The organism is Arthrobacter sp. FW306-07-I (genome assembly GCF_021800405.1).
Classification (GTDB): domain Bacteria; phylum Actinomycetota; class Actinomycetes; order Actinomycetales; family Micrococcaceae; genus Arthrobacter.
Window position 1 is genome coordinate 47,772 of the sequence record NZ_CP084551.1, and the last position, 17,321, is coordinate 65,092.

The following is a 17,321-nucleotide window of genomic DNA, read 5'->3' on the forward strand; positions in this document are numbered from 1 at the left end:
TTTGCGGGACTGGTTCGGGCTGCGAAAGCCAGTGACGAACGCTGACGGATCCGTCCTGGCATTGGCGGCTGTGCCTGAGGAACAGGAGCCGTTGACACCTGAGCAAGTGGCTGAACTAAAGGATGCTTGGGCAGAGCTTGCCGAGGCGGCCAAAGAGTCAGCTGCCACGAGCTTCCATGCCTGTTCACGGGGCGCCCAGCCCTGGCAGGAAGACCCGGCAGCTGTGCGGAGCATGGCGGCCTTGCTTCGCAGCCTCCGCAAGGAGGAGGCTGCAACGCAAGGTTCGCCGATCCGATAAGTCGGAGCAGACGTCCCGTGCCGACGTTTCTCCTCTAGGCTGGGCGGATGGCCGAGTCCCTGCCGCCGGCACTGCAACCACCGGTCGCGGTTACCCTGGCCAAACTCATCAAGGCCTTCCCTGGCCGCAACGCGCTGCCCGGCGGCCTATGGGCAGAACCCAAATGGGATGGCTACCGGACGACACCCTTCATTGAGGCCGATCAGGTGACGCTGTGGTCCCGACAGGGCAAAGAACTTACCCGGATCCTGCCTGATCTGGCCGAAGCCCTCGCAAATCAGGTACCACATCTGGATGCGTTATCGACGGCGAAGCCGTGATCTGGAGCCAGGGCCGGCTGAACTTCACCGCCCTGCAGCAGCGCCTGGGCGCCGGACCAAAAACCCTCCCCGGACTGCTCGCCGCGGCACCTGCCACTTACGTGGCGTTCGATGTGCTGGCCGTCGCCGGGCATGACGCCAGGGACCTGCCTCTGAGCCAGCGGCGGGCGCTCCTTGAAGAACTCGCCAACGGCTGGGAGCCGCCGCTGTCCCTCTCCCCCACCACCACGGACCGGGAGGTAGCAGCACAGTGGTTCGAGGACCTGCCACCGACAGGGATTGAAGGGCTGGTCATCAAGGATTTGAACCAGCCCTACACCCCGGGTGCCCGCTCATGGCTGAAGCTCAAACACCGAGAAACCGTAGACATCATCTGCGGCGCAGTGATCGGACCCATCAGCCAACCTTCTGAAGTTGTCGCCGGCCTCGTCCTGGGCGGCGAGCTGCGGATCGTAGGCCGCTCCACGCCACTGAAGACGAGGGAAAGCCGGGAACTGGCGCGATGGCTACAGCCCCCATTGCGTGAGCACCCCTGGACAGGTTCAACCGCGACAAGGAACCCGTGACGCTGACGCTCGTGGAGCCGCTGGTTGTTGAGGTCTCTGCAGACACCGCATGGTCAGGAAGGTCCTTCCGGCACCCCTTGCGGATCCTCCGGGCTCGGCCGGAGCTATCCCCTGCCGATGTCGTCCTACCGGACCGGCTTCATGCGGGCTAGCGATCCGTGCGGATCAATATGAGGTTTTGGCGCTCTTCCAGAAGCGCGTACAGGTCTTCCCTGGCATCTTCGTACGTGTCGCCTTCGGCCTCGATGTGGTTGCAGTTGACCAAGGGGCTGACGTCCGTACGAACGAGCGGGACCGGCATCTCTTCCCAATGTAATGTTGCTGATACAGCCGTAAGCGACATGAAACTGGGTAGGCATGACAGTACCAACAGCGATTTCTGCAAGTTCTAGAACGACGGCGCGGATCGTCTGGGAAACTGCCGATAAATTTCTTCGCGATGTGGTCGAGGAAGAGGATTACGGTGACTACATTCTGCCGTTCACGGTCCTACGGCGCTTGGAGTGCATGCTGGCCGACTCCAAAAAAGACGTGGTGCATTTCGTCCAATCGCTCGGTGAGTTACCTCCCCACTTCATTGATATTGCAGTCAAGGACCGGTTCGGCCTGAGCTTTTTCAACACCTCTCCGCTGGATCTGGTGACCATCGCATCTGTAGATGACAACGTTGATAAGTCCGTGTTGAGCTACGTCTCAGGGTTCTCCGACAACATCGCTGATATCTGGACCGCCTTCGAGTTCCCGAGGCGGGTTGCAACATTGGCCTCCGCGAACCGCTTGCACTCAGTCATAAAGCACTTTTCCACCCTCGACCTCAACCCGGGCCACTTCGCCGATACCGCAATGGGCGACATCTTCGAGGACGTCATGTACCGGGCCTTCAACAAAAAGGGCAAGGCCGCCGGTAATTTCTATACTCCGCGCGACGCCATTCGACTCATGGTAGACATCTTGTTCGCAGCTGACGATGACTCCTTGGTCGGTGAGAGTACATTGCGTTCGATTTACGATCCGACGGCAGGATCCGGCGGCATGCTGCTCGTCGCCCAAAGTGCCCTGCGAGACCTTAACCCAGACGTAAAGGTCACGCTCTATGGCCAGGAACTTATGCCCTCTGCCTACGCGCTGGGTAAGGCGGATTTGCTCATCCAGGGAGGCCGTCCGGATGCCATTAAGCAGGGCAACACCCTCGTTGCCGACCTCTACGAAGGCCAGACTTTTGACTACGTGTTGTCGAACCCGCCGTTCGGCAAGGACTGGTCTGCTGAAGAGGACCAAAAAGCTGTCCGCAAACAGGCCAAAGTTCCAGGCTCCCGGTTCAGCCATGGTCTGCCTGGTACCAGCGACGGGCAGATGCTGTTCCTTGCACACTGCGCCTCGAAGCTCAGCCCCGCTGGAAAGACAGGCCACGGCGGACGCGCTGCCGTAGTATCGAACGCCTCGCCGCTGTTTGCTAGTGATCCTGGGCCCAATGCCATACGAGAGTGGCTGTTGCGTGAGGACCTGATTGACGCCATCGTTGCTCTGCCTGTGAACATGTTTTACGGCACAGGCATCGCCACCTATGTCTGGTTCCTGGACGCGGAAAAAGAACCGCACCGCAAGGGCAAGATCCAACTCATCGATGCCTCCGGGCATTGGGACCCGATAAAGCCCATGGGCGAGAAGCGCCGCGAGATGACCGAACCGAAACGCGAGGACATAGTGAAGGCGTACAAGGCCTTCACAGACTCCCCGATCTCGCGCATCCTCGCACCGGGGGACTTCATGTTTCGCGACGTCCCGGTCTACCGGCAAGCCCGCCTCGCCACACGTTACAGCGACCAAGCAGTGGACGCACTGCGCAGCCGACGCGACTTCACCGATGAGCATGTCCCAGTGCTCAAGTCACTGGATGGCACCAGCTGGAATGACCTTCCGGAGACCTTCCCTAAGGCGGCCAAGGCAGCGGGACTAAAGACTCCCATCGGTCTTTTGGACGCCGTAATGAAAGCTATGGCTGCGCCTGACGAGGCTGCCCCGCCTGCTACGGACCGTAAAGGGAATCCGGTGCTCGATAACGGCTGGAAGATGACCGAGCGTGTCTCGATGAACGAAGACATAACCGAGCATATGGAACGTGAAGTACTCCCGTTTGCGCCCGAAGCGCAATGGGACGAGTCCAAGGCGAAGAAGGGCAACGAGATCCCGTTCACGCGCCTTTTCTACGTCCCAGAGGAACCCCGTCCCTTGGCTGAGATCGATGCCGAAGTGCAAGCACTCATGAATGAGCTGTCCGAGATGTTCGCAGCGGTGAGGGACGAATGACCGAAAGCGCCGAGGTTGCCCTCCAGTACCTCGTACGGTTTCGAAGCGGGCAAGATTACAAGCACGTTGTTGATGACGAGGGAAGGGTCCCAGTAATCGGGTCAGGAGGACCCTTTGCGACTGCCTCCTCACACCTGTACGACGGCGAATCCGTCCTGTTCGGCAGGAAGGGAACCGTTGACAAGCCGTTGCACGTCAAAGGGCGATTCTGGACCGTAGACACTATGTTCTATACGGAGCTAAGCGACGCTATCGACGGGAGATGGCTTTACTACTGGGCTACGACAATCCCCTATGGCCTGCATTCCACAGACACTGCAATCCCGAGCATGACGAGTTCGACGCTTGGACGACTGAAGGTGCCCCTCCTCCCGACCGCTACACAGCGACGCATGGCCGAATACTTGGACCGGGAGACCGCTAAAGTCGACGCAATGCTCCGCAAGCTTGGTGATTTAGCTGAGCGTCTCCGTTTGCGTCGGGCGACCGCCGGATCCAGGCTGTTTTCAATGGGCTTCGAGAACGTGAAGCTGAAGTGGCTCATGGACGAGGTGGACATTCGGGCAGGCGAGGCGAATAGTGAACTGCCGCTGCTCTCCGTCTCCATTCACCATGGTGTTCAGTTACGAGAAGAATCCACGTCCAATCAGAGAGCGGGTGCAGACCTGACTAGTTACAAGGTCGCACGGGCTGGCGACATCGTGCTGAACCGTATGCGCGCGTTCCAAGGAGGCCTCGGACAGGTGCACGTAGATGGGTTGGTAAGCCCTGATTATTCAGTACTCAGACCTCATAGCCGCCTCAGTCCTGCTTGGGCAGAACATGCTATGCGTTCCCCAGAGTTTATTGGTTATATGTCCCAAAGACTGAGGGGGATCGGATCCGTGGATCAAGGCAATGTCCGCACCCCTCGCATTAATGTTCGTGACCTGCTGGATCTCCCGATCCCATTTACGTCCCCCGAAGAGCAATACGGCGTGACGAGCCACCTTGACGAAGTCATCGCTGAGATTGACGCCATGCTCGCCAAAGTCCTAAGACTGAGAGAGCTTCTCACCGAACACAAGTCCGCGCTCATCACTGACGTGGTAACCGGCAAGAAGGAAATCGCATGAGCCATGCGCAGCTGATGGAGCTGGAGTTCGAGGAAAATCTTTGCGCCGAGCTCTCCGAACAAGGCTGGGTCTACGAGGACGACGGAAAACCGATTGATTGGGACGTCGCTCTGGCCTTGGTGCCCGGTGATGTGCTGCGCTGGCTGAACCTGCAGTACCCGGACGAGTATACAAAGGCTGTTCCCGATGACCTGGTGAACGGCGCGAAGGAAGCTGCCGAGCGTAAGCTCCTGGAGCACGTCACCAAGGAACTGGCCAAACCTACGAGGATGGATCCGACCACCGGCCACCCGATCGGTGGCCTACTCGGCGTGCTGAGGCGAGGCTTCAACTTCGCCCAAATAGGCCGGCCCACGGCCAAATTCGGCCCGATGATGGCATTCCCGCCTGCAAACCCAAACCTGACAGAGGTCCTCGAAGCGTCCGATGCTGTGCGCCTGCGTATCTTGCGACAGGTGCGCTTCGATACCGGGACAAATGAGTCCATCGACGTCGTGCTGTCGGCCAACGGCATCCCGGTAGTGACGATGGAAATTAAGACCGACAACACCCAGACGGTCATCCATGCCATCCGTCAGTACAAGCAGGACCGCAAGCCCGGGAAGGCCAGCGCACTACTGGCCCCCGGACGTGTCCTCGTTCACTTCGCGGTTTCCAACGACCTGGTTTACATGACTACGAAGCTCCAGGGGGAGGACACAGTCTTCCTGCCGTTCAACCAGGGCAATGAAGGGCACGAAGGCAACCCGCCCTCCGACGGGTCTTCCACGAACTACCTCTGGCGCGCCATCCTCGCCCGACCGACCTTTATGCGCATCCTCAAGGACTTCGCACTCTGGGAACCGAACAAGACTGGTAAAAAAGACGAGGGTCGGCTCGTGTTTCCGCGCTTCCATCAGCTACGCGCCGTCGAGCGCGTGGTCGGCGACATCGAGACCCATGGTCCTGGCGGGCGCTACCTGATCTGGCACTCCGCCGGCTCCGGCAAGACCAAGACCATTGCGTGGCTGAGCCACCGCCTAATTCGCCACATGAGCTCCGACGCCAAGTCGACCTTCGACTCCGTCATCGTCGTCACCGACCGCACGGTTCTGGATGAGAACATCCGCCACGACATGAACCTGGTCCAGTCCAGCCGAGGACTGGTCTTCACGGTCGGTGAAAAGTCAGGGGCAAAATCACCGCAGCTGAAGAAGTCGCTGCTGGAGGGCGACCACATCATCACCTGCACGTTGCAGACCTTCCCCGAGTTGATGAAGCTCATAGAGGACACAAGCGAACTCCGCGGTAGGCGTTGGGCGGTCGTTGCGGACGAGGCGCATTCGTCGCAGTCCGGCTCGGGGGCGCGCAATCTCAAGGAACTGCTGGCCGACGTGGACCTCGACGACGACGAGGACATCAGCGCTGACGACTTGTTGCAGGCCAAAGACTCGGCCATCGCCGCGTCCAGTAACATCACGTTCATCGCCCTGACGGCTACTCCGAAGGCAAAGACGCTGCGACTGTTCGGGACCGAGCGCGACGGCCGGTGGGAAGCCTTCGATACCTACACGATGGCCCAAGCTATCGAAGAGGGCTTCATCCTCGACGTGCTGTCCAACTACTCGACGTACGACATGTTCCTCAGGGTCAAGAACGAGCTGGACGCCGAAACTGAGATCCAGGTCAACACCGGTGAAGCGGTGACCAATATCGTCCGCTACGCACGCCTGCACCCGACTGCGATCGCTCAAAAGGTCAGGGTTGTCGTGGAGCACTTCCGCCGCAACGTTGCGCATATGCTCTCAGGTACAGCAAAGGCCATGGTTGTCACCAGCTCGCGCATCGAGGCTTATCACTGGTCCACGAAGATGAACGAGTACATCGCAAGCCAGGGCTATTCCGACATGCGCACCCTCGTCGCGTTCTCAGGCACCCTCACACCCGACGGGACTGACGGCGTGACCGAAGCGGGATTAAACCAGCGCAGCGACACCGCCAAGTCATTCCGTGAAGAAGACGAGTACAGGGTTCTCATCGTTGCCAACAAGTTCCAGACGGGATTTGACGAGCCGCGTCTGATGGCGATGTACGTCGATAAGAAGCTTTCCGGGGTTGCCACTGTCCAAACGCTCTCGCGTCTCAACCGGACTTACCCCGGCAAGCCGGCGCCGATGGTGGTGGACTTCCGAAACTCCCCTCAGAACGTCCAGGCTGACTTCAAGGTGTACTACTCGGATGCACATGTAAATGGAGACGTTGATCCCAACGCTCTATACACCCTTGCCGACCGGCTGGACACCGCCGACATCTACACCTTGGACGAGATGAACGCGGTCGCGAAGGCTTACTTAGAAGACGAAGGCGGAGAAGCACTTCAGAAGTCACTCGGGCTGATCAAGAACCGCTGGAATGGGCAGTGGCAGCAAGCAAGAGTTAAAAAGGACAAACCCAAGCGTGAGTTACTTGAAAGCTTCCGGGCCGACGTGATCGGCTACCGGAATGCCTGGCAGTTCCTTAGCCAGATTGTCGACTACCAGGACCCGGACCTCCACCGTCGCGCCATCCTGACGACTCTTTTGGCTAGGAATCTGCACGTCGACGGCAGACAGCACGACGACAGCTACCTAGAGGGCGTGCAACTCTCCGGTGTGAAGTTCACTCCGTCGGCTATCAGCGAGGACCACTCGTTGACAGAGGGCGGCGACGGAGCGATAAGGCTGCCTGAGTTTGAGGGCGAACACAAGTCGGGGGGAGCGCCAATCCGGGGGCCACTCGACGAAGCGATCAGCCGCGTCAACGAAATGTTCCAGTCCAAGGGCGTCGAGGTGAATTCAGCAAGCGTTGCTGGTTTCATCACCACCTACTGGGGGTTCCTGGACTCCAACACGGAGGCCGTAGCGATGGCTAAGAATAACAGCGCAGCTCAGCTCAAAGCTTCCGAGAGCTTCGGCGGCGCGGTCGGGTTAGCGATGCTCAAGGCATGCCAGGAGTCGCAGGAAATCCAGTCGTATTTGGCAGATCCAGAATTTTTGGCGGAAATCACGAAAATCAGCGCCGATGCCTTACACGCGGAACACCACACCGCCCCCTCATCAGACAATTCCTTGGCATGAAAGGGATGAAGGAGAAGTCGCATACGGCTGCAGGCCTCGCTGAAGCTATTCGAGAGGCTCGACATCAGCGAGGCTGGTCGCAGGAAACCCTCGCCGAACAGGCCGGGGTCTCGCGACCTACCATCGCTCGTGTAGAAGCGGGGAACGATATCTCAACCGCGACCCTTTCCAAGGTCGCAGAGGCACTTGGGCTCACCTTGAAGGTGGAATCTTTGTAGCAAGACAACCCTCTGTTGTGGCTTTGAGTGTGACTTTTGGCGATAAATGGCGGTCTTTTTGCGGCGCTATTTATCGCGTTCCTAGCAGTCGGCACCGCGTCCGTCTTCTGATGGTGCGCCTTTGCAGCTCGCGGTACACCGTCGTCCGCGACACCCGGAACAGCTCGGCCAATTCAGCCTGCGTATGCTCGCCGGCGTCATGCAGGGACAGAAGATGCTTCCGCTGCGTCTTGGACAACTTGGGCTGCTTGCCTTTCAGCCGCCCCTTCGCCTTAGCGACCGCCATTCCCTCACGGGTGCGCATCCGGATCAGATCCGCCTCAAACTCGGCCACCATTCCCAGGACGTTGAACAGCAGCCGGCCAACCGGATCGTTCGGATCGTGGGTGCTGCCGCCGAGACTAAGCACTACCTCCTTGGCTGTCAGCTCGTCGGCTATATCTCTGGCATCGGAAAGGGAGCGCGCCAGCCGGTCGAGCTTGGTCACCACGAGCGTATCGCCGGTCCGGCACGCCGCCATCGCTTCACGGAGCCCAGGGCGCACCCGATTCGCCCCGTAAGTCCGTGATCGACATAGATCTGGGCCTCCTCTACACCCAGGGCAAAGAGGGCATTACGTTGAGCGGTCAGGTCCTGATCAATCGTCGAGACCTGGGCATAACCGATCTTCATTCCAGTCATAAGGAACACGGTTGCAGTAATCCCCCCCGTCACCGTGCATTTGATCGTGCAGGTCTTACGTACATGACCTAGGCCAGCAACCGCGCGGAACGTGACGGCGGACTTCCCCGATACGGTGATCGACCGGCTAACGGGCGGGGCGAAGGCATGCGACGCTGAACGGGCGCAGATGATCAGTAGCATTGCCACATGCGAGTGCAGATGGATGACCTGGGGATCTCGGTCTTCGGCATGAGTGTGGGGGATGTGGCGACCTGGGCTGGCGCGATTGCGACAAGTGCTGCAGTCTGGGTTGCAATCCTCGGTCTTCGCACTGAGAGAGCGCGACGAATCGCTGCTGAGGTAGAACGAGCAGCGCACGTGAAGAGAGCCCAAGCGGAGCGGGTCTTTGGATGGTTTGGTGGCCGCGTCGAGGGACAGGATATGGTCGACTCTTTGGTCGTAAGAAATGATTCCCAGTTGCCCATCTACAACGCGGTAGTCAGCCTCGTGCTGCTCCAAGGCGCGGGAGCCAGGACAGGTGAGGATCTTTCAAGTCTGGACTTGCGATGGACCTATCAGAAGACCGTACTCGTCGTTCCTCCGGGGACTTGGCGGGTCCGGGTCCAAAGCGGGTGGCAAGGGATGAGTCGCCGCGCCGGGGTAGAAGTGGCGTTCCGCGATGCCCAAGGCAGTGCCTGGATCCGGCGTGCAAACGGCATCCTAGAAGTTCTCGCGGAGGACCCCTTCGACCATCTCAATGTCTCTCGGCCAGTGACCGACGAGCCGCTCGAGCGCTTGGCGTAATGTAGGCCCAGCACTGCAGGCATCCAGCGAGCGATAGGCCCGACGGCCTGCGCGGGCTTCCTGCTCTGCGGAAGATAGAGCCTTTGCCTTCTCGCAGCCTCTAGTGCCAGATGAAGTGGCCTTGGATCTTCGAGTCGAGACGGTTGGCGTCTTCATACAGAGTCCCCCGCATCTCAAGAAGGGCATTGTCGCTAAGCACCTTGTGGGCGGCCCAAAGGCGTGAGAAGCCGGACCCAGCCGGTTCGCTGTTGGACCTGCGGAAGTCGTTCGCGATGTCGCTCATGTCGGGATTCCGCCAAGACATGAAGCCATAGAGCGCTGAGAGGAAGAGCGCCAGAGGGGTCACATCGTCGTTCGATTTGATATGTGTGTGGGAGGTTGTAATGGTCTCGCCAAAAGCCGCCATCTCCGGGTTCCACCAGACCTTATCTGTATCTCCTTCGCCGGGGCTTCCGGGGTGTTCTAGGTAACAGGTCATCTTTGTCCACGTGCCCAAGTCCGCTACGCACACAAGGTCAATGCTCTCGGATGGGTGATGCGAATGTTCGAGATCATTGTTGTAGAGGTGTTCCGCAACGTTTTTGACTGGTGTCGACCCATCGGCTTTCCAGCAGTGTGAGGCGGCGAGGAATCCGAAGACATAGGGCTTCCAAAGCTCGAGTCGCGCGTGCCCGCGTTCCGGGCCCACGACTTTCTGGAGTGCGGCGCTGTGTCGTGCCGCTTCGTCCAGGCCGTCGGGCCTGACCGTGAGCTTGGTGGAGAATGCCGCAGCCACTCCTCCGGACATGACCTCGTTCATACCGCGCAGCATCTTTGGGTAACCGGGATTAAAGATCACTAAGTCGGTCTCGAATGGTGTGGCCTCCGAATCCCGTGGGCCGATAATGTACTTCCGAGTGTCGACCTCATACTGTGGAGGCAGCCAATTCTGGAGAAATCGCTGCCAGACCCGTTCGTTTCCATGGCCGACCTCCTGAGTTCGACCGGATTCGGCCGCCGTTCGGAACAGCTGGTCGTAGTCCTTCTGGATGTCCTGACTAGCGTCCTTCAGCCACTGATGATGTTTATGCCCCATGCCAGTCAAGTTTCGCAGAGAAGAGGCGAGCGGCGTCTTACCGACGCGGTTAACTTCTCTGACCTGAACGACCGCTTCTGGCGGCCCGTGCGTCCGGTAAAGGCTCCTCAATTGACCCTTGTGGATGTAATGCCCCATTGATACATTTTGTGTCAATCGAGTGATACATGGAGGTCGCCGTGCAGCAGTGGAGAATCACTTTTCTGGAGTTGTCGCCCTTGCTGCTGGGCGCGGTAGTGTCCGTTGGCATATGGCCTGTGATCTGGAAGGACCGGGCGGTGCTGAGGGGCCGGGCGGGTGTTCTCGCAGCCAGCGGCGGTCTGCTTCCGGTCGTAGTTAGCTGCCTGTACTCGGTGATGGCAATTACGCCGCAACTGCTCGCCTGGACGGGGCGGGACGTGAGTATTGGTAATCAGGAAGCCAGGTTTGTCATGCCGTTGGCTGGCGGGCTTATCGCCTTGGCCGTACTCTTTGTTCCCGGCCCCCGGAGTCCTTCCGGATCGACGACCGCGGGCATTGCCCGAAGGACAGCGTGGACTTTCCTTTCGGCTGGCTGGCCGGTCGCACTGATCACTGTAGTTGGCGTTACGATCGCCCTCTCGGTTGCGGCAGGGTTGGCATCCGCTCCGGATGAAACAGGCCGTTACACCATGTTCAGTTTCAAAATCGGAACTACGAGCGTGGGCTCTACGATTTACGGCTGGTACTACTCAGTTCCGGCGATGTTTCTCCTTGTGGTTCTGATCAGCGCGGCGTGGGCGGCCCTGGCACTGATTGCCCGCCGTCCGCTGGGTGAGTCCAGAGAACAGGACGCTGCTGTCCGCCGAATCCAGAGCCGGAACATAGCCGCTACGGTCACCGGTGCTCTGCTCTTCCACCTGGCCGCGATCCTCGGCTCGCTGGCGGGAACATCAAGGGTGGGAGGTGCGCTCCCCACCGATACCGCCGGAGTAATCAACGTGGGGTCCTCCTTCGCCGCCCTGGGCACTTTTCTCAACGTCAGCAGTTTCGTGGCAACGTGCCTCGGCGCAGCGCTCTGCCTCAGCGTTGTACTCACTGCCGTTCCCTGGACCGCTGGGGCGCGGCAGTCCACCATCAAGTCCGCGCCATGATCATCGCCCTTTCCACGACTGGCGGAACCCCCGCTGAGCAGGTACACGACCAGATCCGCGGTCTGATCACCACCGGGGCACTCGCTGCAAACGAACGGCTCCCGTCGGTCCGACAGCTCGCAGCTGATCTCCGAGTCGCCCCCGGCACTATCGCGAAGGTCTACAAGCAACTAGAAGAAGAACACTTCGTTGAGACTCGAGTCGGAGCCGGCACCCGAGTCAGTCCCCACGCCGCGGCCGTCTCCAAGGAAGTCGCTCGAGCTGCACGAAAGCTAACCGACGTATGCAAGCGGGACAACCTCGAACTCAACGAAGTCCTCCAGATCATCCGTGCAACTTGGTAGAGGACGGGGCCTGCACGTAGAAGGATCCTTGACAGCGCACCGCGGTATCGCACATTAGTCGTCGTCCCGCTCGGGTTCCAGAGGACGACCAACAGCAATGCGCCGCTGGTCTTCTTTGTGGGATCTATGGACCAGCCTGAACCGGAGTAGTCCCTTCAGCATCAGGCCGCCGGCCACCAGCATGAGCATTGCCAACAGTCCGATGGCCCAGTATGTATTCGGATCGCTGGCCTTGGGCTGGAAGATCACGTACACGATGAGGACAAGGAACAATGTGAAGTTAGCGATGGCGAACGGCCCGAACATAGAGTACGCGGCTTGCCAAGTACGCCTACTAGTCGTGAGTTTCCTCGGTGCTCCGGTCACATCAACGATTCCCCCGATCCATCTCTAAACCCATCTGAAAAGGCCGGTCCCCTATCTGCCTGATTACGCTTCCAGGTTGATCGTTGCCAGTCATGGCTCAGGCTAACCCTGAACTTGCGTTATCGATAGGCATTTTCGACGGTCTGATTCCATCAGGTATCCACGAACGAGGTGGTTAACCACAGTCGTCTGCTCCCTGCGAACAACAATGGGCTTCACCTCCAACGCGCCCATAAGCCGGTGGCGTGCCGGACGCCGCGGCGTCCGATTCGGGATCGCTAAACGCACAGATGGCCTACTGTTTGCTACGTTCGGGTAGATCCCCAATACTGAGTTCTCTAGGTCTACGATCCCTGAAGTAGACATTGTTAGTCGATGCCAGTACAAGGGCAGCGGCTTATTCTCTAGAAAGCAGATCGTATGCCGAAATCATCCATCCAATGGTTTTGGGAACCGCGTCCAGAGGTCATGCATGCGCGACTGGAGATGTGGGAAAGCCGTCTGGGTCGGGAGGCTGTTGAGTCACTTGAACGAGGCAAAAAGCTGTTCAATGAGGCTCACCTTGCAGTTGTCATCCTGACTGTGTTGTATGTGGCTTCAGTCTTCGCGCATCTGCCCGTTTCTGGGGCAGCCTACATGGGGCTTGTTTGTCTAGTCTGGTTTCCCGCAGCGGGGCTCTCCATGTACCTCATGAAGCGGATGGAAAACCTTGTGCGACAGAAGTACCGGATCACCGGGCGCTTTCGGCCACCTCTGAGTTTCCGCAGACTTCAAACGCCGGAAGCTTTCGATGCATGGCTTCTGTGCCAGCACAGGATTCCTACTCCAGGCACCGAAATTCCCCGCTAATAACAGCTTGGCGACCGACAAAGCCCACCGTAAGCCGGTGGATTAGAGGAATGATCTTGCGTCCGGTGAGGCATCCCCTTGCGGGCGCATAGTCGATCGCTGAACGGCGAGTCCTGTCAGCGACGGGATGCCCGACTGACGTCGTAAGGTCACAAGGAATGCACCAGACCGGTCTACGCCAATTCGACCTTGAATCCGCGGAACTCTAGCGCGTCCAGGACGAATTGTCGGATCTGCTCTGAATCGCCGGTCTTCGCAGCCAAGCTCCGTTGAAAATAGATGACAATACTCATGGGCGGGTTCAGCATCTCCGAATCTATGTCATATTGCTGGCCGTGAAAACTCACGGAAAGACCTACCCGGGCAATGCGAAGCTCGCCTTCAGTAGAAGACACGACATTCGGTCCTGTTGCTTGGAACCCCCTACTCATCTTGGGCCCAAACTATTGACGTAGGTGACGTCGGGGGTAGGTTCATGCAGCCAGACTAGTCAGCTTGCTCCCGCAGCTCGGGCGCAACGCCAAAGCGACGTCCATCGCGTGCAGGTGGAAAGCGCACTTTGACCGATCCCCTTGCGGGCTGAGCTCATGCGCCAGATAGCGCCGCCAGAACGCCGCCACTTATCGCCGGAAGACACAGGTTTTCGGAGGCTCGCCGAGCCGCTGGTCAGAAACGACCGTTTCTGACCAGCGCAAACTTCGCCTTCCTGGCATTGTCCGGCAAATGGCCTATGAGCATTCCGGTGACCACAAATGCTATTGGCTTGCTATCAAACTGGTAGCAAAAAAAATAGTGTTCGTTTTACTCATAACTGTCGCGCACCTGCTCGAGGCCGATCCTGAGAGCACGCAATGCCATCGGATGCTTCTTGCGGCCCTCAAGCTTTGCCACAGCCGCGAGCAAATCCATGAGTTCGCGGTCCTCGTCGAAACGAAGCAACATCGTCCTGGCGCTCACTTTGTCCCTCGAATCACTTAGGGTTGGCGTGACGCTCGGCCTAACCGGAATCGCGCGTTCAACGCTAGCCGCCGGCGGACTCAGCAGCGGTTCGGCCGCGTTACCGAAGGCCTCGATAGCCTCGTCCCTAGCCTGTTCGGAGGCAGACCGTTTCTTGATTGCCACTACCCCATCAACTCCTCTACCAGGCCCCGGATTTCCCTTGCCGCCTTAGGGTTCTTCCACTCAACAACTCCAAGCCCCTCCCCCACTACGTCTCGATAAGCCTTGCGCTCATACAAGACGGTTCGCATTGGTTCGATACTCGGATAATCGGATAGGTAGTCTCGGGCGTCACCGCTTTCAGACTCGAACGCGTTAGTCGAGACACGTGTAAGAGCTCCCCTTACACGCAATGAGGGATTGAAGTCCCGGGCAGTTTCGATCAACCTATCCACTGTCGCCAGTGTGTCGAGATCGAATTGGCTCGATTGAGTCAGGATCAACAATTGGTGCGCGGCGGTCATGGCCGTGCGCATCTCCTTGCTGTCCTTCCCTGCCACATCAACCAGGACTACGTCGTAACTCGTATCGAGTTCGCGCAATGTCTCGTGCAGACTCCCGAGTTTCTCTACGACAAATATGCGGGGTTCGTGCCCAGCCTCTTCTCGGTCCACCGCCCAGCGTGCAGTAGATCGCTGTCGGTCGCCATCCACCACTGCTATCCGCATCCCTCGCTTCGCCAGCTCGACAGCAAGGTTGGTTACAACCGTGGACTTGCCCACGCCGCCCTTTTCACTACCCACCACAATGATCATGCCTTCAACGTACCGCCGCGGTTGATAGCAAACGGCTAGCGACACGCTATTTTGTTGCTAGCACTATCAAAGTAATGCCATTTTGATACTCTCCATCGCCGCACCGCTCATGGGATGGGCACAAAGTGGTAGCGATTTAAAAGCAGTATCAAACCAGCAGGGCGGCCAGCATCCCTAGCCGGTTTCGCTAGCGTATGTGTAGCATATGCATAGCAAATTGATATCGATATAGAAGTGCTATTTATTCGCTATCTCGGAGCGGGTACGCGTCGAGGGAGCTCAGAGTTTGCTCGTTCATCCCGAGATGATCCGAAGTGGTTGCTCTCCCAGATCCACAGGAGTCTGCTAGCAATCCGATCTTTTCTTGCTAGCAACTCTAGGGTCGCGACTGCATCATGATGCCCGAGCTAAGGACTTATAGCGAAAGGCAAGGTGGTCTTTAGCAGTGTCATCGCAAGCGGAAGGCCCACCAAGCTAAAAGTCTCCATGAGATTGGGAGAGTAGTGCCACCCGTTCCAAAACGACGCCATTGCTAGCAAAATACTACTAAAAAGCTAGCACTTAAGAACTCTCTCGATTGACTAATGACCGAATGGGCTCCAGGTCATCATCAGACCGCTGGAAAAGCGCACCCCCAATGACCCGACAGACCTAGGCAGATTGTCGGCGCCACCATACGGCCGCATCATCCGGGGGAAGCCAGTAGTCATCCCTTTCGGAATCATGCATTTCGCCCTCAACGATTGAATCCGGAGTCCTAAACCTGTCCAGGTACGCATGCCAAGCAGCGCGTTCAAACCGATGCCGGTGTATATGTTCTTGATAGTCCTCGAGCACCCCCAGCCGCGTCGCCAATGCTCTAAGACTGACATTGGTGACCCTCCAAGCACGTCCTTGCCGTTGGATCATGCCAAGAGTTTCCATCTCCACAAGGGCGGCTGAGCATGCATTACGGCTGACACCGGTAGTGCGTACGAGCTCTGCGGTGGTGGGGGAGTGGCGTCCTCGTTCGATTGCTTCGTATACCAGTGCAGTCGCGTCTCCGAGCGCACGGAAGACGGGCCGGACGGCGTGGATTTTTCCTTTTCGCCAGGTCAGTTCCCTGGCAAGTTGTTGGTAGTGCTCAGGGAGTTGGATGAGGTAGATGTCGGCGGTTTTGTGGCGTGCGTCGGCGATTTTGGTAAGGATCCCGTCTGAAGCACTGACGAGCACGGGCAGGAGCCGGGCGATGGTGACGTGGTGTTTGCCCATTGCGGCGGACAACGTGCGACAACCGACGTCAAGGATGTCGGTTTCTTTGGCTCGCATGTAGCCCAGTAGTCCGCGGATGAGGAGACGGAGGCTGAGGCCTTGCCGGCCTCTGGCCTGCAGTCTGTGGTCGAGGACTGCGTAGAGGACATTTTCCAGATCGTTCACGAGCTGGTGCACGCCAGCGCTGCTGAGATTTGTTGCCCCCCCTGTGGTTAAAGTGAGGCTTGTGTTGTTAATAAGGGCATTCTTTTTCCTTTCTTGACGGGGTTCTCGTTTCTGCGATCGGGTAGAGGTGAAGGTCTGGGCTTTGGCCCACTCAACGGGCAGGAGCCGTGCGCGGCGTTCCGGGGAGCCGTAGAGGGCCGCAAGTCCGGGGAACTGGCCGGTGAGCTCGTTCTCGACGTGCTGCAGGGACCAGCCGCAAGCGCTGAAGTGATTCAGGACAGCCATTCGAGCCTCCGACGGGCTCTTGTACCTGGCCGTGTCATACAGTCCGGTCCGGGCCACCGTGCGCAACGGAGACTCACTGGCCTTGGTCAGTGAGAGTTGTGGCAAGGACCCTGTTCGCTGTGTGGCCAAAGTCTTGGCGGCCCTGGCTTTGAGTGCGCGTTTCCGGGTTAGCTCCGGAGCCAGAGCGGTCCGAAGCTTCCCCAACGCAGGTGCCGGGTTTCGGCGGCGCAGGATGTCGTAGGCCTGGGAGAGTGGAGTGACCAACGTTTGATGGCCGCCGGCCTTGTGCACCGATCCAGGGACACGGATACATCCGTCGGTGACGTTCTGGTGCGGACTCGGGTCCAGGCTCGTCACCGTCAACGCCAGCGCTTCCACCAGCTCCCTGGCTTCGGCTGCATCCATACGGTCCTGCACGGGGATGTAAAGGTGCCGGCCGCCGCTGGGGGAGAAATCCTCGACAAACAGTACCCCGCATGACGACAACAAGCGGCCTACCCGGGCAGCGTCCGCATCAACCACACCCTTAAGTGCCTTGGATGTGTCAAAGTCCAAGCACAAGGTGGCAACACTGCCATCTGGTCCATGCACCATCACCGCCGCCGGACGCTGCGGGAGGGACCGCGTAATCTTCGGCATCTCCCGCGGTCGCGGGTACTGGAATCGCGAACCAACCCACCGACCCAAGCGGTATGAAGGTGCACCAGCAATCAGCGGAGCAAGGCTCCATGCAT

General features: G+C 58.8%; 13 protein-coding genes and 2 pseudogenes. 8 read left to right on the top strand and 7 right to left on the bottom strand.

Going from position 1 to position 17,321, the window contains the following annotated elements; translation table 11 throughout:
- Window positions 1–345 precede the first annotated feature (345 nt).
- The 5 genes and pseudogenes from LFT46_RS20905 to LFT46_RS20930 all read left to right on the top strand — a co-directional run bounded on the left by LFT46_RS20905 (window position 346) and on the right by LFT46_RS20930 (window position 7,919).
- A pseudogene (locus tag LFT46_RS20905) lies at window positions 346–1,184 on the top strand (ATP-dependent DNA ligase).
- Window positions 1,185–1,541: 357 nt separating this feature from the next.
- Complete coding sequence (locus LFT46_RS20910; protein ID WP_236822152.1) at window positions 1,542–3,491, top strand: type I restriction-modification system subunit M; 1,950 nt, start codon at window positions 1,542–1,544, stop codon at window positions 3,489–3,491.
- The gene (locus tag LFT46_RS21230) at window positions 3,488–4,606 is read left to right on the top strand and encodes a restriction endonuclease subunit S (protein WP_272910847.1); all 1,119 of its coding nucleotides are present in this window, start codon (window positions 3,488–3,490) and stop codon (window positions 4,604–4,606) included. The genes LFT46_RS20910 and LFT46_RS21230 overlap by 4 nt, the downstream gene beginning before the upstream one ends.
- Window positions 4,603–7,701: a type I restriction endonuclease subunit R gene (locus LFT46_RS20925; protein ID WP_236822153.1), complete on the top strand. Its 3,099-nt coding sequence runs from the start codon at window positions 4,603–4,605 to the stop codon at window positions 7,699–7,701. The genes LFT46_RS21230 and LFT46_RS20925 overlap by 4 nt, the downstream gene beginning before the upstream one ends.
- Window positions 7,702–7,706: 5 nt before the next feature.
- Window positions 7,707–7,919 carry a helix-turn-helix domain-containing protein gene (locus tag LFT46_RS20930; RefSeq protein ID WP_236822192.1) on the top strand — a complete coding sequence of 71 codons (213 nt, stop codon included), beginning with the start codon at window positions 7,707–7,709 and terminating at the stop codon, window positions 7,917–7,919.
- Window positions 7,920–7,989: 70 nt separating this feature from the next.
- Here LFT46_RS20930 and LFT46_RS20935 read toward each other — a convergent pair.
- Together LFT46_RS20935 and LFT46_RS20940 are read right to left on the bottom strand one after the other, a co-directional pair.
- Window positions 7,990–8,600 (bottom strand): annotated as a pseudogene (locus tag LFT46_RS20935) (recombinase family protein).
- 886 nt (window positions 8,601–9,486) lie between these two features.
- Window positions 9,487–10,599 (bottom strand): DUF6602 domain-containing protein, encoded by a 1,113-nt coding sequence (locus LFT46_RS20940; protein ID WP_236822154.1) that lies wholly within the window; start codon window positions 10,597–10,599, stop codon window positions 9,487–9,489.
- Between the two features lie 542 nt (window positions 10,600–11,141).
- Here LFT46_RS20940 and LFT46_RS20945 point away from each other — a divergent pair.
- Window positions 11,142–11,573: a hypothetical protein gene (locus LFT46_RS20945; RefSeq protein WP_236822155.1), complete on the top strand. Its 432-nt coding sequence runs from the start codon at window positions 11,142–11,144 to the stop codon at window positions 11,571–11,573.
- Window positions 11,570–11,917: a GntR family transcriptional regulator gene (locus tag LFT46_RS20950; RefSeq protein WP_236822156.1), complete on the top strand. Its 348-nt coding sequence runs from the start codon at window positions 11,570–11,572 to the stop codon at window positions 11,915–11,917. Before LFT46_RS20945 ends, LFT46_RS20950 begins: the two co-directional genes overlap by 4 nt.
- A gap of 54 nt (window positions 11,918–11,971) precedes the next feature.
- Here the strand turns inward: LFT46_RS20950 and LFT46_RS20955 are convergent, their stop codons facing one another.
- On the bottom strand, window positions 11,972–12,223 hold the full coding sequence (locus LFT46_RS20955) for a hypothetical protein (protein WP_236822157.1): 252 nt from the start codon (window positions 12,221–12,223) through the stop codon (window positions 11,972–11,974).
- Window positions 12,224–12,703: 480 nt separating this feature from the next.
- Here LFT46_RS20955 and LFT46_RS20960 point away from each other — a divergent pair, with 480 nt between their 5' ends.
- Complete coding sequence (locus LFT46_RS20960; protein WP_236822158.1) at window positions 12,704–13,132, top strand: hypothetical protein; 429 nt, start codon at window positions 12,704–12,706, stop codon at window positions 13,130–13,132.
- A 173-nt stretch (window positions 13,133–13,305) separates the two neighbouring features.
- Here LFT46_RS20960 and LFT46_RS20965 read toward each other — a convergent pair whose 3' ends face one another.
- The 4 genes from LFT46_RS20965 to LFT46_RS20980 all read right to left on the bottom strand — a co-directional run bounded on the left by LFT46_RS20965 (window position 13,306) and on the right by LFT46_RS20980 (window position 17,142).
- A complete protein-coding gene (locus LFT46_RS20965; protein ID WP_236822159.1) occupies window positions 13,306–13,527 on the bottom strand; it encodes a hypothetical protein in 222 nt (73 codons plus the stop codon).
- Window positions 13,528–13,933: 406 nt separating this feature from the next.
- A complete protein-coding gene (locus LFT46_RS20970; protein ID WP_236822160.1) occupies window positions 13,934–14,254 on the bottom strand; it encodes a hypothetical protein in 321 nt (106 codons plus the stop codon).
- Window positions 14,254–14,886: an AAA family ATPase gene (locus LFT46_RS20975; protein WP_236822161.1), complete on the bottom strand. Its 633-nt coding sequence runs from the start codon at window positions 14,884–14,886 to the stop codon at window positions 14,254–14,256. The genes LFT46_RS20970 and LFT46_RS20975 overlap by 1 nt, the downstream gene beginning before the upstream one ends.
- 651 nt (window positions 14,887–15,537) lie before the next feature.
- On the bottom strand, window positions 15,538–17,142 hold the full coding sequence (locus LFT46_RS20980; RefSeq protein ID WP_236822162.1) for a hypothetical protein: 1,605 nt from the start codon (window positions 17,140–17,142) through the stop codon (window positions 15,538–15,540).
- Between the last annotated feature and the right edge of the window lie 179 nt (window positions 17,143–17,321).

Excerpts from the sequence above, each read along its gene's own strand:
- LFT46_RS20940 (WP_236822154.1), bottom strand. The coding sequence starts at position 10,599 with ATGGGGCATTACATCCACAAGGGTCAATTGAGGAGCCTTTACCGGACG.
- LFT46_RS20955 (WP_236822157.1), bottom strand. The coding sequence starts at position 12,223 with ATGTTCGGGCCGTTCGCCATCGCTAACTTCACATTGTTCCTTGTCCTC.
- LFT46_RS20910 (WP_236822152.1), top strand. The coding sequence starts at position 1,542 with ATGACAGTACCAACAGCGATTTCTGCAAGTTCTAGAACGACGGCGCGG.
- LFT46_RS20960 (WP_236822158.1), top strand. The coding sequence starts at position 12,704 with ATGCCGAAATCATCCATCCAATGGTTTTGGGAACCGCGTCCAGAGGTC.
- LFT46_RS20975 (WP_236822161.1), bottom strand. The coding sequence starts at position 14,886 with ATGATCATTGTGGTGGGTAGTGAAAAGGGCGGCGTGGGCAAGTCCACG.
- LFT46_RS21230 (WP_272910847.1), top strand. The coding sequence starts at position 3,488 with ATGACCGAAAGCGCCGAGGTTGCCCTCCAGTACCTCGTACGGTTTCGA.
- LFT46_RS20950 (WP_236822156.1), top strand. The coding sequence starts at position 11,570 with ATGATCATCGCCCTTTCCACGACTGGCGGAACCCCCGCTGAGCAGGTA.
- LFT46_RS20925 (WP_236822153.1), top strand. The coding sequence starts at position 4,603 with ATGAGCCATGCGCAGCTGATGGAGCTGGAGTTCGAGGAAAATCTTTGC.
- LFT46_RS20930 (WP_236822192.1), top strand. The coding sequence starts at position 7,707 with ATGAAGGAGAAGTCGCATACGGCTGCAGGCCTCGCTGAAGCTATTCGA.